14 protein-coding genes are annotated in these 16382 nt (G+C 36.6%); 3 read left to right on the top strand and 11 right to left on the bottom strand.

The annotated features are described in order from the left end of the window. Positions 1-3: 3 nt before the first annotated feature. Complete coding sequence (locus FH508_RS08150; protein ID WP_139860567.1) at positions 4-486, bottom strand: DUF4358 domain-containing protein; 483 nt, start codon at positions 484-486, stop codon at positions 4-6. A 215-nt stretch (positions 487-701) separates the two neighbouring features. After that, positions 702-1316, bottom strand: coding sequence for a transmembrane-type terpene cyclase (locus FH508_RS08145; protein WP_139860565.1), 615 nt, complete (start codon positions 1314-1316; stop codon positions 702-704). A gap of 211 nt (positions 1317-1527) precedes the next feature. On the opposite strand from FH508_RS08145, the gene pgeF reads away from it, so the two are divergent. Together pgeF and FH508_RS24095 are read left to right on the top strand one after the other, a co-directional pair. Continuing rightward, complete coding sequence (gene pgeF / locus FH508_RS08140) at positions 1528-2289, top strand: peptidoglycan editing factor PgeF (protein ID WP_173478505.1); 762 nt, start codon at positions 1528-1530, stop codon at positions 2287-2289. 232 nt (positions 2290-2521) lie between these two features. Next, positions 2522-2812, top strand: a complete 291-nt coding sequence (locus FH508_RS24095) for a DUF5658 family protein (RefSeq protein WP_370635711.1) — start codon at positions 2522-2524, stop codon at positions 2810-2812. Between the two features lie 30 nt (positions 2813-2842). Here the strand turns inward: FH508_RS24095 and FH508_RS08135 are convergent, their stop codons facing one another. From FH508_RS08135 to FH508_RS08120, 4 genes are all read right to left on the bottom strand, one after another. Then, positions 2843-3955: a Ger(x)C family spore germination protein gene (locus tag FH508_RS08135; protein WP_173478504.1), complete on the bottom strand. Its 1113-nt coding sequence runs from the start codon at positions 3953-3955 to the stop codon at positions 2843-2845. Next, positions 3952-5043: a GerAB/ArcD/ProY family transporter gene (locus tag FH508_RS08130; RefSeq protein WP_228134437.1), complete on the bottom strand. Its 1092-nt coding sequence runs from the start codon at positions 5041-5043 to the stop codon at positions 3952-3954. The genes FH508_RS08135 and FH508_RS08130 overlap by 4 nt, the downstream gene beginning before the upstream one ends. A gap of 30 nt (positions 5044-5073) precedes the next feature. After that, positions 5074-6468, bottom strand: a complete 1395-nt coding sequence (locus tag FH508_RS08125) for a spore germination protein (protein WP_173478503.1) — start codon at positions 6466-6468, stop codon at positions 5074-5076. 187 nt (positions 6469-6655) lie between these two features. Beyond that, positions 6656-8029 carry an amino acid permease gene (locus tag FH508_RS08120; RefSeq protein WP_173478502.1) on the bottom strand — a complete coding sequence of 458 codons (1374 nt, stop codon included), beginning with the start codon at positions 8027-8029 and terminating at the stop codon, positions 6656-6658. Positions 8030-8519: 490 nt separating this feature from the next. On the opposite strand from FH508_RS08120, the gene FH508_RS08115 reads away from it, so the two are divergent. Beyond that, positions 8520-9905, top strand: coding sequence for a branched-chain amino acid transporter BcaP (locus FH508_RS08115; RefSeq protein WP_173478501.1), 1386 nt, complete (start codon positions 8520-8522; stop codon positions 9903-9905). 136 nt (positions 9906-10041) lie between these two features. Here the strand turns inward: FH508_RS08115 and FH508_RS08110 are convergent, their stop codons facing one another. From FH508_RS08110 to hydA, 5 genes are all read right to left on the bottom strand, one after another. Continuing rightward, positions 10042-10251 (bottom strand): hypothetical protein, encoded by a 210-nt coding sequence (locus tag FH508_RS08110; RefSeq protein WP_173478500.1) that lies wholly within the window; start codon positions 10249-10251, stop codon positions 10042-10044. A 22-nt stretch (positions 10252-10273) separates the two neighbouring features. Beyond that, positions 10274-11794, bottom strand: coding sequence for an NCS1 family transporter (locus FH508_RS08105; RefSeq protein WP_173478499.1), 1521 nt, complete (start codon positions 11792-11794; stop codon positions 10274-10276). 275 nt (positions 11795-12069) lie between these two features. Further along, positions 12070-13332, bottom strand: coding sequence for an NAD-dependent dihydropyrimidine dehydrogenase subunit PreA (preA, locus tag FH508_RS08100; RefSeq protein WP_173478498.1), 1263 nt, complete (start codon positions 13330-13332; stop codon positions 12070-12072). 13 nt (positions 13333-13345) lie between these two features. Further along, positions 13346-14713 carry an NAD(P)-dependent oxidoreductase gene (locus FH508_RS08095; protein ID WP_173478497.1) on the bottom strand — a complete coding sequence of 456 codons (1368 nt, stop codon included), beginning with the start codon at positions 14711-14713 and terminating at the stop codon, positions 13346-13348. A 207-nt stretch (positions 14714-14920) separates the two neighbouring features. Further along, positions 14921-16324 carry a dihydropyrimidinase gene (gene hydA / locus FH508_RS08090; protein ID WP_173478496.1) on the bottom strand — a complete coding sequence of 468 codons (1404 nt, stop codon included), beginning with the start codon at positions 16322-16324 and terminating at the stop codon, positions 14921-14923. Between the last annotated feature and the right edge of the window lie 58 nt (positions 16325-16382).

Raw genomic sequence — 16382 nt, 5'->3', positions numbered from 1 at the left:
GTGCTATTTTGATTCAAAGAAGCTATCGTAAACTTTTATAAGCTCGTCAGCACTATCTGAAATTACTAATAATACGTAATTCCCTTTTGTAATAAGTTTGTAGTTTTTAGCATTCTCATATTGGTCTGGTAAATATTGTTCAAATTGTTTTTGAACATTTTCTGCACGTTTTTTTAATGCCGCTTGGATATCCGCAACATCCTTTGCTTCTTTTACTTTGAATATAGCAATTTCATTTGTTTTAATATTCATCATTGGCACACGTACTGAATAATCCTCAAGCTTAGCAGAATCTATATTATAGAGGTCCTTTAATTCTTCCGCTGATAATTCCATTAGTACGGGTTGCTCTACTTTTTCTAACATTTGATCTGCCATTTCTTTAGCAGACAGTTTTACTTCAATTGTCGAATCTTTATCTCCCGCACAAGCAGAGATGATCACAGCTAGCATAGCCGTTAATAAAATCATGATTGTTTTTTTCATGTTAAAAACTCCTTTTAAATGTGTATTTCAATGAGAGTAGACGTAGAGCATCTACGAACGTTACATAAAAAGTTTTTCTTTTATAATTTTTTGCGTTTTTTAGAAGTGATTGTCCTTTTTTAGCAGGAAATACTTACCTTTAACCTCTTTTCTATGAAAAAATATCCATAAAAAAGGGTACACCGATTTCCGATGTACCCTTTTCCCATTTACATTCATTTTCTTGATAAACGATAAACTAAAGCAATATACAGTAAATCATACATAACGGTTGCCATAGAAGTAATTGTAATGAATGGGGTTCTAAAATAAATAAAGAAACCGACAGCTGCAAATAACGTTCCAATCATTTTGCAAAGTGCAATGGACATAGATTGGCCAGCTAAACTCCCCCTACCGAGCAATAAGCCGATAAATAGTCCAGACATCATTAAATTTTGTATAAATGCCGCATATTTTCCTTCCATATCATGTAGCTCATGGGAAAGTGCCATGATGATTAAAAAGCTGACGCTAAGTGTAAATAGGAATGATGTGTAAAAAAGTTTTGAAGAAATCGTTTTTTTATATTCATTACGCCCATATATTAAATATTGCCACATAATGACAAGGTCGAGTACAAACCATATAAACGAGATAACTCTTTGTAAATCATTTTGAGGATAAATAAAAGTAAAGATAAATTCCCATGAAATATTGGCACATATTGCAACCATTGGCATACCATATTTCTCATCTTGAAAGCTCCGTTTAATAATAAGTATGTATGTCAAAATCCAAAAAAGTCCCATGCCTAGTTGGCAAATAAATAAAAAATAATATTGATTCATTAAACACGCTCCTTTTAAACTTGCTTGATAGAAAAGAAACCTCTTCATGTTACTGTATGACTAGTACTGAATCTATTATGTCAGTTGTAAGAGGTACAATTTAAACAAGTAAAAATATAGCGCTCCAGTCAATTAACCTGTAAGTCAAGATGCACGTTGCATAAGCTATACATTGGCAATTCAATTCGATATAGTTAAACGGGGTGAGTATATGAAAACTAAAATTTATTACAACAATGAGCAGTTCATAGCAGGAACTACCTTGAAAGATAGCACGGAACTTGAACAAAACAATATGGCACTACACGTTTGCACAAGCCCAGATGATGTAGTAATTAATCGAAAGAAATTAGCTGCAACCTTACATTGTGATATCAATGATTTTATATGTACGCAGCAAACACACAGTGCTAATTTTCATCGGGCGACGTTAGCCGATAAAGGATTCGGGGCACAGCAACAAGATACAGCCATTGCCAATACCGATGCGCTCTATACTTTTGAAAAAGATTTAATACTTTGTAGTTTTACGGCTGATTGTGTACCTGTCATTTTTTATAATGATCGTCATGGTGTGATTGGTGTGATTCATTCAGGCTGGCAAGGTACAGTCAAGGAAGTGACAGTCAAGCTATTTCAACATCTAATCGAGACAGAGCAATGCAGTCCTCAAGATTTCCACGTACAAATCGGCATGGCACTTAGCCAGCAGAAATTTGAGGTTGATGCCGATGTCTATGAACAATTTAATCGTCTCGGCTATGCGGATGATTTTATGTATTACAATGCACAAACAAATAAGTATCACATTGATAACCAACAAACTGTGAAAAGGCAATGTGAGCTTGCAGGTATTCCTTCACATCAAATTACGATTGATAATACGTGCACGTTTCTTAGTGACCAAGGGTTCTCTTACCGTCAGGATAAACAGTGCGGCAGACATTTGAGCTTTATCATGCGAAAATCATAAGGATTACATCCTACTAACATCAAAAAGGCAATTTATCACAAATATTGATGATAAATTGCCTCACTTCTATATGGTTAATACACATATCCTCATTATTTACTGATTCATTTCTATCAGCATTTTTTAAATTGCATAAAAGCTGGCTATCCTATATAACATGTCCATTGGTTTTCCAATTCATTAGTGTATAGGAGGAATAATAATCCCTATTCCATATATTATTGTACTTAGCTTGCTTATTTCATTATTAAATATATTTGATGGTTTTGCGACACACTTTGGGTTGCTGCACAATAAAATTGAAGAATCAAACCCGATTATGCACTGTTTATGGATGTCAAGCCCTGCCTTGTTTTTAACAGTGAAAATGATGCTGTCTATATCCATTTCCTATCTTTCCTATTTAGTTTATAAGCTGAGTAGCACTCGTTTCCGAAAACTATACACAACCTGTTTGTTGGGAATTTTCATCCTTTACTTAGCAATTTTCAGCATACATTTGTACTGGCTAATTGTACTTTAATCTAATTATTCTTGCTTTATAGAACAATGGTTATTTTAATGTTCCCGTACTAATGATGGATGTTTTTACATGAACATCAATTGCAACTTTACTAACAATTTCTCTCTTCTTTTCAGTTGTCCATTTTCCATAATGGTACATTCGAAAATATTCACTTAGCCCACTTGGATCTACTTGCCATTCATTCAGTTTATCTAAAAACGTCTTAATATCTTGCTCTAACTCCTTATTTACGTCTTTTTCCAATTCGGCTAAGCTTTCTGTTGTAAATAAATCATTCTCTCTTTCACCTTTGTACTCACTTAATGTTCCTTTTATCTCTATAGATATAGTGAGCTTAGGTGAAGTCATACTTTTATTGCTTTTTAAGTGCACATCATTTTCAACTAAGTCAATTAATAGTTTTTCTTTGCCATGTCCCTGTTCCATCGTAATATCCAATGGGGCAAGGTTTTTTCTTCCTTGTATTGCTTGAATAATAAGTGCCTCTTTTGGATTTATTAATTCAATCATTTGGTTACCTTTAAACACCGCAATTCCTTTTATTTCAATTTTATCGCTATTTTTATCAATAAACGGAATAATAGGATCGAACACAGGATTAGTAATCGTATACATAAAATCGTGAATATTTGTATTAGGATTAAATGCTGTATTTATGCTTGGCTGCAATAAATCGTTTAAATAAAAGTTAATATTTGGTTTATCAGGATAATTATATTTTAGCATTTCTTCTCCATTTTCTTTCACAATCGCAATAAGTACTTTATTACCTACTTCTGCATTTCGGTATAAATGTTGAATCACTTTTCGCACATTACCTTGACGTGCAAACTCCTCATTAAACAACACAACACGTAATTGATTAAAAACAATTTTTTTATCTGAAAGCTTTTCTATTTCCACAATGCCATTTGAAACGAGATCCGTGACGACTGTAAAAGTCTGTGTACTCCGTTGTGCTTCAGGTGAATATTGAGGGATTGCGACGGTTAGTTTCATGCTGTCTTTATCTATATAATCAAAAGCGATTATACCTACCATCCCTACATCTTCAAGTGGTACCTTTATTTCCTTTTCTCCGCAAGCAGCTAAAAATAACAGTTGTATAAAAAGCATTAGACAAAGAAGTTTTCTGTTCATAATTGCACCTGCTTCTTTTTTCGAAATGCATAAATCATAATTAATAAAATAGGCCATAAAATTAGCATGTAGCCAACATAACTTGCACCGATAAATAATTTTTCTTGAAAATCTCTTGAAAAAGGCATTTTCACAACAAAGAAAATAATTATTGCTAAAATATATAAATAAGCTTTACTTTTTTTAGATAGTAAAGAATCTACACCTTTTTTCGCACACCATAAATAAGCTGCCACCGTAGATAATATTAAAAATACCCATAATGTAATACCGAAAATATCAATTCTTTCAATAAAAGAAAACTCACCAGCTTTAAATAAATTTAATACTGAGAATTCAACGTTTACCAGCTGCCATTCTGAATAATACATTACGCTTATCGCTGTTGTAATAAAACAAATTAGAATACTAATCCAAATACCTATTAGCGTATGCCGATATGCTTTTTTTTGATCGACAATGTAAGGAAAATAAAACATAATTAATTCATAGCCTAAAATCGATAAATAACCTCTTTTGAATGCCTCATAAAAGTCGTTTACACTAAAAAAATTGTATAGAGGTAGAAAATGGCTCATATCGCCCTTTTCAAATGCCCAATGTGTAAAATAGACCATTCCGATTGTTAGAAAAAAGGTCAAAATACAAAATCTCGCTATAGATTTAATACCTCCACTAACAATGTAAACAAGCAATAATAAAAAACAAAAAACAGGTCCAGTAATTGTTTGCTCTTGAAGTGCAGTACTTTGAATAAGATGCATATAGTTACTAATAATTCCCGCAATAAAAACAATAAATTGAATAACGAAAAAAAGATTAATAAATTTACCTAACCATTTTCCTAGTAGAATTTCATTTATACGAAATAGGTTATCGTTCGGATATTTTGAACTAATCCAAATCATTGGGTAAAGTGTAGCACTCGCAATAACACCAAAAAGCAGTGGCATAAAAGCCTGGCTATATCCTAAAGAACTAAGTTGCTGAGGTAGTGAGAGAATGCCCGTACCGATCATTACGCTTTGTGCCAAAAAAACTACATGATATGCATTTAATAGCTTCCTCTTGCTCTTACCTGTACTCAACTTTAAACACCTCAAATTCTGTAACAGCTTTTATTTTTTTTGCGCTCTAGAAATACCTTTCTTTTCATTTAAATATTTAATTGGAAAACGAATAATACTATCCATTAAATCTTTTGCGTTACGAGGAACGACTGGCGTCATATATGGTGTCCCTAGAGAATTTAAACGTAATAAATGCGCAAATAGCCATGCAAACGCGAGCATTAATCCGTACAATCCAAAAAGCCCTGCCGATAAAATAAAAATATAACGAATAAATCTACTTGTATTACTTAATAAAAAGATCGGTGGGAGGAATGACAGTAAGGCCGATGTGGCAACTAATACAATTAAAATATTACTAAGCAATCCAGCTTCAACGGCCGCAGTACCAATAACGATACCTCCTACGATACCAATTGTTTGACCAACTTTCGCAGGCATTCGTGACCCAGCTTCACGGAGTACTTCAATAATTAATTCAATAAACAATACTTCTATTAGCGGTGGAAACGGTACTTTACTTCTTGATTCCTGCAAGTTTAACAATAGCTCATAAGGTAAAATTTCAGGATGAAAAGTCAATGCAGATATATACATTGGCGTAATCATAATGGTCATAAAAAAACCAAAAAATCGAAGCATCCTTAGCAAAGATGCTGTTGTCCAACGGTTATAATAATCTTCAACAGAAACAAACAGTTCAAAAAATGATGTCGGACAAACAATCGCTGCTTGGCTATTATCCATAAAAATCACGATTCTTCCATCAATAAGATACTGACTGACACTGTCTGGTCGTACGCTCATATAGTGCTGTGGGAAGGGCGATAACGGATTATCTTCAATCAGTTGCTTGAGCTCTGATATATCTGTAAAAAAGGGATATTGTAAATTATCAATGCGCTCTCGTAGCGTGTCTAAATTTTCTTTATTTACGATATTATCCATATATAAAATTGAAATTTTTATATTTGTTTCGGTTCCTATAGTTCGTGTTTCGTTTTTTAACATTGGATTTTGAATTCGTCTTTTTACTAATGAGATATTGGTCTCTAATGATTCTGTAAAAGCATCTTGAGGTCCAATAACGGTTGATTCGGTTTCCGTATTCGTAATTGAACGAGTAGGCGCACTATAGGTATCAATTACCTGTAAAAGAGCAGGTTTGTGGAAAAATAATAACGTTTGACCAGCATTTAATTTTTGTAAAATTACATCAATATCGTCTAAGGCAACCGATTCCGATATTTGGAAAATTTGATTAACATGATTGGCTAACGGAATGAAAACCATTGATTGTATGGTCATTTTCTCGATAAGTGAAGAGAAATAAATAATCGTAACATACCCTGCGTCTGTATCCATCTCTTTAATAACAACATCATCAATTTCTTGTATCTTTTTCTTTATTTTTTCTAGTACTTGCTGTTCTTTTTCTTCCATGTTATGTCTCCCCCCTTAAAAGCGAATTGAAATTGGCACGCCCCAACTAACATTTATATGTACCATGCATACACCATCACCATATTATTCATATAGTTTGTCCTTTTACTGATTAAATATGTATAAAATATTTCTATAAAAAGGACAAAAAAGGATATATCTCAAGCAAGAGATATATCCTTTTTTATTATTTTGTATAATTATTTTCAGATCGATTTTTTCCAATACCGAACAAATAGTAGCTCAGTGTAATAAGAATAAGGAAAACAATGCCTACAATTAATGAAACTCGTGTATCCTCATTGAACCACATACCAACGAGTACCATTATTAAAAACGCAATTGTAGCATAGTTTGTGAAAGGAGCGAATGGCGTTTTAAATGGATGTTTTTCCAATTGTGCTCCTTTTTCCTTTCTAAAGCGAATCTGACTTATTAAGATGACAAACCACGGAATCATCCCTGGCAGTACACTAGCACTATATACATAGACAAATAGGTTTTCTGGAGCAATGTAACTTAAAATAACGCCAACAACTAAACCAACTAGCACACCAGCTGTACCTAGAATTGGTACACCATTATTTGAAAGCTTTGCAAAAAACTTAGGTGCCTGACCATTCATAGCAAGAGTGTAAAGCATGCGCCCAGCACTATAAATCCCACTATTACAGCCACTCATCGCTGCTGTAATGACAACAAAGTTAATGATACCTGCCGCGGCAGTAATACCCACTTTTGCGAAAGTGGCAACAAATGGACTACCAATTGTCCCTAATTCATCCCACGGATAAACGGTTACAATGATAAAAATTGCACCGATATAGAAAATTAAAATGCGCCAAATAATACTTTGTATTGCATTCGTAATTGTTGTTTGGGGATTTTTTGCTTCTCCCGCAGTAATCCCAATAAGCTCTACGCCTTGGTAAGCAGCAACAACTAAAGATAATGCAAAGAAGAACCCTGTCCATCCGCCAGTAAAGAAGCCTCCGTGGGCCCAAAGATTTGATAGACCAATTGCAATGCCTCCATTGCCAATACCAAAGAAGATTAGGCCAAAGCCCGCCACAATCATTAACACAATCGTAACGATTTTTATCATCGCAAACCAAAACTCAAATTCCCCAAATGATTTAACAGAAACAAAGTTGGCAACACCTAGTATTACCATGGCAATCAATCCAGGCATCCACGCAGGCAAATCAGGGAACCAATACTGCATGTACGTTCCGACTGCGATAATTTCGGACATCCCAACGATAACCCACTGAAACCAGTTACTCCATGCCGTTAAATAACCTGCTAATGGATGTATATATTTATAACCGAATGTTGCAAATGACCCCGTACTTGGCTCAACATACAGCATCTCACCCATTGCACGCATAATAAAAAATATAAAAATACCTGATATAGCATAGGCAAGGAGCACGGATGGCCCAGTCCACTGAATAGCGCTGGCAGAACCCATAAATAGACCTACACCTATGGTCCCACCAAGAGCAATCATTTGAATATGTCGCGCCTCCAAGCCTCTATTTAATTCTTTTTTTGCCACTTATATACGCCTCTTTCTACTAATATTGCTTCGTTATTTACTTTATAAATAATAATAAATTCTTTCGATAAATACAAATGTATTTTTAGGAAAAACATATTTTTTCTCACTAGAAGAACTAAAAAAGCAAACGTAAACGCAAGTTACTATGTTGTAATACAAGACATTATATTAGATGTAAATCCCGTTAGAACAAGGAATTTTTGGGTAAACTCCAGATGAAATCAATTTTTCATTTTGAAAATATATAAACGTACTACTTTGTAATTTGAAAATTTTAAGAAACAAAAAAAATTATTTTATGCATCCGCATTATTATTTCAGAATATTCTTAATTATACTTTTGCATTCAATAACCCCATCATTGTTCATTCATTTTAAATATTTCTTAATATTCAACTGATTTAGCAGAAAATTAGCAAAAACAATTGACCTGAAAGTCAAAAAAGTATAATATTTTTACATATTTCTATGAAAAAGAGGCTTATATGTGAGAAATTTATTATTTAGAAGAAAAAATATAAAGGATTTATTAAAAAAAGATAGTTCAATTCAGCTCAAACAATCGCTAGGTGCTTTTGATCTAATATTACTTGGCGTTGGTGCTATTGTTGGAACAGGCATTTTCATCCTACCTGGCACAGTAGCTGCTACCCACGCAGGTCCTGGAATTGTGTTTTCTTTTATTATAGCTGCTATCGTTTGCGCGTTAGCAGGCATGTGCTATTCTGAGTTTGCGTCAAGTGTACCTGTCACGGGAAGTGCCTACACATATAGCTATATTGTATTTGGAGAAATTGTTGCTTGGTTAGTTGGTTGGGCGCTGTTATTAGAGTATGGACTAGCCGTTGCAGCCGTTGCAACAGGATGGTCATCTTATTTAAGTGCTTTACTGGCTGGCTTCCAAATATCGCTTCCAACAGCCGTCTCGGGTTCATTCGATCCATCCGCTGGTACGTACATTAACCTCCCTGCTATTGTCATAATTTTCGCTACTGCATTTTTCTTAACACTCGGGATAAAGGAATCAACAAGATTAAATTCCATTATGGTGTTCTTGAAAGTGGCAGTGATTTTTCTATTTATTGGCGTTGGAATATTTTACGTTGAGCCTACAAACTGGCAGCCATTTCTCCCATTTGGTGTAAGCGGGGTATTGGGCGGCGCAGCACTTGTATTCTTCGCTTACTTAGGATTTGATGCTGTTTCATCCGCAGCTGAGGAAGTAAAAAATCCCCAACGCAATATGCCTATTGGGATAATTGGTTCACTGTTAATATGTACAGTTCTTTATGTCATTGTCTCACTCGTGTTAACAGGCATGGCCCCATACACACAACTGAACGTCAGTGATCCTGTCAGCTATGTCATGCAGCTCGTTCATCAAGATTGGATTGCTGGTATCATTTCATTAGGTGCAGTTGTAGGAATGATGACCGTTATTCTTGTAATGTCCTATGGAGGGACACGCTTATTATATGCACTAGGTCGTGACGGTTTACTACCAAAAAGTATGGCAGAGCTAAGTCCAAAGTTTAAAACGCCAGTGAAAAACACTTGGGTATTTGCAGTACTTGTTGCTTTCTGTGCTGGCTTCGTTCCTTTGTCAAAGTTAACTGAGCTTGTCAATATGGGAACACTCATAGCTTTCACAATCGTCTCACTTGGCGTGATTTATTTAAGAAAAAATAAAAACATTCCTTCAGGCGGCTTTAAAGTACCGTTCTTCCCTGTGTTACCTATTTTGTCATTCTTCATGTGTTTATTTTTAATTTCACAGCTATCCGTACATACTTGGATTGCTTGTGGTCTTTGGTTTATTTTTGGCTTGATAATATACTGTGTATACGGGCTAAAGCATAGCACAATGAATTAAGGTGTCAGGCACTTAAACAATTCTGAATTTTCACTGGGCATGCCCGTGAGAGTGTCAGGCACTCAAACAATTTTTCCGATTACAAAAAACCCGCTGAAAATTCAGCGGGTTTTTACGTTTTCGTTGTCTAATTGATTTATTGCAACATTGTTTGTTCCTGTAGCTTTATCGCAAAATATTTGCGCGCATCCGCTGTCAGAATTTGCAAATGCACAACCTCTTCCTGCCGTGCAAACTCCACAAACATGCCACTTAAGTTTTCATAAACATATTTGATTTTAAAGCCACTATCTAAAAATTCGTCAATTTTTTTTATTTCCTCTGTACTTTGTAAGAAATCAGACATAGCCACACCCCTCTTATACTTTCTACTCAGCACCTTTTATTTCAAGTATTGGTTCTGCCTGATCTACTGTCTCAACGTCCTCTGAACTAGCTGTCGGGTGAGATAGTGAATCTTGACCAAATAGTTCATCCAAGTTGTGACCAGCAGTAATTCCTAAATACTTAACATCACTTGGATCTTCTAGTTCAGCTTGTGGATACTTTTTGAACCACCAAAACTTCGCCAACACATAGTAAACGAGCGCTCCGACAATAAATCCAACTAGGGACGAATATGCAGAAAACACATTAGCTACTGCCCCACCGACAATCCAAGCTATCAAACCAGCTAAATTAAAGCCTTTCATATATTTAAATTGGCCATTTAGCTCATACAAATCTTTTACGTTCACACGTCTTTTACGTATTAAATAATAATCTGCAAATAAAATACCGACAATTGCCGTTAAAATACCACCTATAATTAATAACGCATTCACTAATACATCAAATAAGCTCCACGGCTGTGCAAGAATTCCTATTACCCCTGCAATAACAACGCCTACCCAGAACGGAACTTTTGGACCGCCAATATTTGAGAAAATAGTTGCTGCTGGAATTACATTAGCAGATGTATTTGTTGACCATTGTGCTAGAACGATCATTAATAAAAGTATTCCCAAAATAAAGCCACTAGCACTTTGTTGTAATGCGTTTATTGGATCAGCAGATGCGACAGCCATATAACAAACCGCTCCGATAGTAACGATAAACGTATTCGTAATAGGCATGACAATTAATGAACCGACCAACTGCGTTTTATTACGTTTAAACCAATTGCGCTCATTTTTTGGTGCTTTAAAGAAGCGAGAAAGGGACGGCATGTCGGCTGCTAAAGTAGCCCAGAAGCCCATATTCGCCATAATGACAATCATAAATGCTGTAAATGCCGCTACACCTGTAGTTGGCGTCTCAACCCAAGACCAAATTTCTTTTCCTTGAGCTGTAGCAGCATCAGCTAATGTTATATACATCCAACAGGAAATCAAAATGATAATCGGCGCTGCTAAATCTGCAAACCGCTCGATTGATTTAATGCCTAACGATGTATTGAAAAGTTGAAGTGCTGCAAAGACAAGGAAGCATATGAACCAATTATTAAAGTTAAATAGTAAATTTAAAATCCCATTAATAGCCATTGCACCGAAATATGTGTTTAGACCAAACCAACAGGCCGCTGTCACCCCTCGAACTAACGACGGTATATGTGTTCCAAACGTACCGAAAGGAGCACGCATATAGACAGGAAAAGACAAGCCATGTTCTATTCCGATATCTCCAATTAACGTCATAAATACACCGATTAAACACGAACCTATTAACGTTGCTAAAATTACCATAGGTAACGGTAAACTCATAATAGCAGAACCGCCTATTGCAAAGGCCGCTAATACAATAGCCATTCCTATCCAAATAACTGCAAAACCGAATGTTCCAATATTTCTTTGTTGATGTGTCACTGGAAGTAAATCAGGGGATTTCAAATAATTCCCGTCATGTTCCATACATTTCGCTCCTTTTTAATAAATTATGCATCCGTATCAAGCAATCCGAATAATGAGTAAGGCTGACCTAGCGCATCATTCATCACTTGTACTTGTTGCATGATTTTTCATTCAAATAGTTCCCGAATGAAAGGGCTATAAGAACATTTCTTTCGAGCTCCTTCAACGGTTGATTGCCCTACTGAATGAAATTTTCCGTGACATCTACTTGAGGTTGCCTCCCTTTAACACTAAAGGGAGGTGGAAAAACAGTTACTAACTAACAGTCGAAAATTTTATTTAGATAGACTACTCATAATTAATTGACGCTCATTCCAAGTCATTGGTGCAATAGCAGATTTTCTTTCTACCATTGTAATTGCGCCATCCACTGGGCACACAATGGAGCACAAATTACATCCAACGCAATCTTCCTCACGAACCTTTAACTTTGGCACTCCATTTTCTGTATATAAATCGATACATTGATGTGACGTATCTTCGCATGCAATATGACACTTATTGCAGTTAATACATACATCATTATTAATTTCCGCGACAATTTTATAATTTAAATCTAAATTGCCCCAGTCTGAATAACGAGATACCGAGCGTCCAACTAAATCTTTCACGGACGCAATCCCTTTATCATCTAAATAATTATTTAATCCATCAATCATATCTTCAACAATACTAAATCCATGATGCATTGCTGCTGTGCATACTTGCACACCTGTCGCACCCATTAAAATAAACTCTGCCGCATCTTGCCAATTAGAAATACCTCCGATACCCGAGATAGGCACATTAATAAGAGGATTACGGGCACACTCTGCCACCATATTTAGGGCAATCGGTTTAACAGCTGGACCACAATAGCCACCATGTGCCCCTTTACCAGCAACATGTGGCACAGTATTCCATGTATCTAAATCGACACCTGCCAGGCTATTAATTGTATTAATCATACTAATGGCATCTGCTCCACCTCTTGTCGCCGCTTCAGCCGTTACAGTTATATCCGTTATGTTAGGCGTTAACTTCACAATAACTGGTGTACGTGCTGCTTCTTTCACCCAATACGTTTGCTTTTCCACCAATTCAGGTACTTGACCAGAGGCGGAGCCCATTCCTCGTTCTGCCATCCCATGTGGACAACCAAAATTAAGCTCAAGTCCATCTACCCCCACATCTTCTACTCGTTTTACAATTTCATGCCACTTTTCCTGCTTCGGTTCTACCATAAGGGAAGCAATAATGGCATGATCGGGAAACCTTTTTTTCGTTTCATAAATTTCTTTTAAATTTACTTCCAACGGTCTATCAGTAATTAATTCAATATTATTGAAGCCTGCCACTCGTTGTCCGTTATAACTGACTGCTGCAAATCGTGAAGAAACATTTAAAATTGGTTCACCTAATGTTTTCCACACCGCACCACCCCACCCCGCTTCAAATGCACGTTGCACTTGATAGCCTGAGTTCGTTGGCGGTGCGGATGCAAGCCAAAATGGATTTGGTGATTTTATCCCCGCTAAATCAATTCGTAAATCTGCCATGTCACTTCCCCCCTTATGCAATCTCGCTCGGTTTTCTTAAACGCTCATGAATCTTATAAGCTGCATCTTTACCTTGCTGAACAGCTGTTACTACCATTGCCTCACCTTGTCCGTTTCCAAAAACAACATCACCACAAGCAAACACTTTTTTATTGGATGTTTGCATTGTTGTTTCATCAATATTGACAACGCCATTCGTATGTTGAATGCCAAAAGATTCAATTAATGAAACAAAGCGTGTTTGACCAATTGCTTTGATGACGGCGTCTACATTGATTATAAAATTGGACCCTGCAATTTCTTCTGGTCTTTGACGGCCATCCGCGCCTAGTGCACCGAGCTGCATTTTCACACATTCAATGCCAACAACTTCCCCTGCTTCATTGCCAATAATTTTTTTAGGCGCAGTTAACCAATTGAACTCCACTCCATCTTGCTTAGCAAATTCAAATTCAAATTTGTAGGCAGTCATTTCTTTTTGTGTTCTTCGATAAAGAATTTTCACATTGTCGGCGCCTAATCGAACAGCACAAGTAGCACCATCAATCGCTGTATTTCCAGCACCAATTACCGCTACGCGTTTTCCTACCATATCAGTTGGAAGCGCTCCCACTTTTGTTTGCTTTACAAACTCAATTGCATCATGGACACCGACAAGATCTTCCCCTTCGATGCCAAGGTTCGGTACAGCCCCCATCCCAACGGCTAAAATAACACTGTCATATTGTGCTAAAATTTCATCTGCAGAAATATCGATACCAACTGTAGTATTTGTTTGAATGTTTACACCAAGCTTTTCAATTTGTTCTACTTCCCAATCAGCTACCTCATTAGGTAATCGGAATGACACAATGCCGTAAGTTCCTAAGCCACCCGCTTTCGATTCAGCCTCAAAAATTGTGACACTATAACCAAAACGACTAAGCTCACGTGCCGCTGAAAGACCTGCTGGACCAGCGCCAATTATTGCGACCTTTAGTCCATTACTTTCACCTTTCATAAAGAGCTGTGTATTGGTCTCCATTGCCCAGTCTGTAGCATAACGCTGAAGCTCTCCGATTTTGATTGGCTTTGTTGATGAATTTAATACACAAGCCCCTTCACACAGCTCTTCTGTTGGACAAACCCTTGCACAACTTGCACCAATTGGGTTTGCTTCTAATATAGTAGTAGCAGAGCCCTTCATATTACCCGATGCAATTTTTTTTATGAAATTTGGAATTTGAATACTCGTCGGACAAGCTTTAATACAAGGTGCGTCATAACAATAAAGACAACGATTTGCTTCTTCAATTGCTTCGTTTTTGGTCATTCTGCTAGTTAATTCAACAAAATTACGTTTCAGTTGCTTTGTCATTTCATGTTCTTGAATCGGAACCATTTCCACATCCCCCTCATGTGTTCTTGATGTGACTCGCCATTGTTTAATAGCCGATTGTCTTGTTCTCCAGTCAAAACAATCGGCCATGCATAGCCTTTTATTGATTTATCACTTACTTGATATAGTCTAGGGGTGACCCACTCAGACTATAGGTCCCCTTGTTAGCATGCTTTCTCTACTTATAAAAATAGAGAATGCTGAAGCAAGTTAAATTTTTATCGTTTCTCCAGCAGACGCTTTCAACTCACGTTTTATAAAGCGTCCACTACCTAATACACCGACAAATTCTTTCTCTTTAATAACGTATTCACCACGCACAAGTACTGAAATTGGTTCACCAGTAATTTCCCAGCCTTCATATGGATTGTAATCGACATTCATATGATGTGTTTTAGCTGAAATTTCGCGTTTTACATCAGGATCAAAAATAACAATATCAGCGTCTGAACCAATTGCGATTGTTCCTTTTTGTGGGAATAGACCAAAGATTTTCGCTGCACTCGTCGAAATCATATCGACAAATTCATTAATTGTTAATTTACCCTTTGCAACACCTTCCGAATATAAGATGCTAAAGCGATCTTCAATAAACGGTCCACCATTCGGAATTTTCGAGAAATCATTTAGCCCTAATTGTTTTTTGCCATTAAAACTAAACGAGCATTGATCGGAACCTATTGTTTGTAATTGCTTTGCTTTTAGCGCATTCCACAGGTGCTCCTGATGATATTTAGGACGAAGTGGTGGTGACCAAACGTATTTCGCCCCTTCGAAGCCAGGCTGTGCTAAAGCAGACTGATCTAATGTTAAATAAGGTGGACATGTTTCCCCATACACGTCGTAACCTTTTTCACGCGCGGCGATAATTTCGTCTACCGCCTCTTTACAAGTTACATGGACAACATACAACGTTGCACCTGCTAAATGAGCTAATTCGATGGCACGCTTTGTCGCCTCGCCCTCTAACTCTGCTGGACGAGTTAGTGCGTGGTATATCGGCTCTTTATGTCCCGCTTTTCTCGCCTCTTCCACAAGCTCGTCGATAACAGAGCCATTTTCACAGTGCACCATAACAGTAGCGCCAACCTCTTTTGCAATTTTAAACGCTTTAAAAAGTGTACGGTCTGTTGCTTGGAATTCTTTTGCATAGGCCATAAAGACCTTTACTGAAGTAATTCCTTCTTGTTCTAACAATACTGGTAACTCAGCCTCTGTCTCTGGCGTTAAATCACCAATCATTAAGTGGAATCCGTAATCAATTGCTGATTTCCCTTTTGCCTTTTCATGCCACTTCTCAACTGCTGTAGAAAGCTTCTTTTCTCCAGCCGTTAAGCAGAAGTCTAAAATGGTTGTTGTGCCACCAAATGCCGCCGCAATCGTACCAGACTTCCAATCATCATCTGTCACTGTATTGTTAAAGGGCATATCTAAATGTGTATGTGGGTCAATTCCTCCAGGCATAACATATTTGCCAGTAGCATCAATAATTTCTGCGCCTTCTACAGATAAATTTTTTCCAATTTGGACAATCTTTCCGTTTTCTATAAGAATATCTGCCTCGTATACATCAGAAGCAGTTGCTACTCGTCCACCTTGAATGATTTTTTTCATGCTATCCCTCACCTTTCGTGTCAATTCAAGTCATTATTTGAATTTATTCTAGTAGCCT

This window comes from Lysinibacillus sp. CD3-6, from assembly GCF_006351725.2.
GTDB lineage: Bacteria > Bacillota > Bacilli > Bacillales_A > Planococcaceae > Lysinibacillus.
The sequence above is the reverse complement of the archived record's forward strand: the minus strand, read 5'-3'. Positions and strand labels throughout refer to the sequence as shown.

Excerpts from the sequence above, each read along its gene's own strand:
- FH508_RS08145 (WP_139860565.1), bottom strand. The coding sequence starts at position 1,316 with ATGAATCAATATTATTTTTTATTTATTTGCCAACTAGGCATGGGACTT.
- FH508_RS08125 (WP_173478503.1), bottom strand. The coding sequence starts at position 6,468 with ATGGAAGAAAAAGAACAGCAAGTACTAGAAAAAATAAAGAAAAAGATA.
- FH508_RS08105 (WP_173478499.1), bottom strand. The coding sequence starts at position 11,794 with ATGGAACATGACGGGAATTATTTGAAATCCCCTGATTTACTTCCAGTG.
- FH508_RS08110 (WP_173478500.1), bottom strand. The coding sequence starts at position 10,251 with ATGTCTGATTTCTTACAAAGTACAGAGGAAATAAAAAAAATTGACGAA.
- preA (WP_173478498.1), bottom strand. The coding sequence starts at position 13,332 with ATGGCAGATTTACGAATTGATTTAGCGGGGATAAAATCACCAAATCCA.
- FH508_RS08095 (WP_173478497.1), bottom strand. The coding sequence starts at position 14,713 with ATGGTTCCGATTCAAGAACATGAAATGACAAAGCAACTGAAACGTAAT.
- pgeF (WP_173478505.1), top strand. The coding sequence starts at position 1,528 with ATGAAAACTAAAATTTATTACAACAATGAGCAGTTCATAGCAGGAACT.
- FH508_RS08135 (WP_173478504.1), bottom strand. The coding sequence starts at position 3,955 with ATGAACAGAAAACTTCTTTGTCTAATGCTTTTTATACAACTGTTATTT.
- hydA (WP_173478496.1), bottom strand. The coding sequence starts at position 16,324 with ATGAAAAAAATCATTCAAGGTGGACGAGTAGCAACTGCTTCTGATGTA.
- FH508_RS08150 (WP_139860567.1), bottom strand. The coding sequence starts at position 486 with ATGAAAAAAACAATCATGATTTTATTAACGGCTATGCTAGCTGTGATC.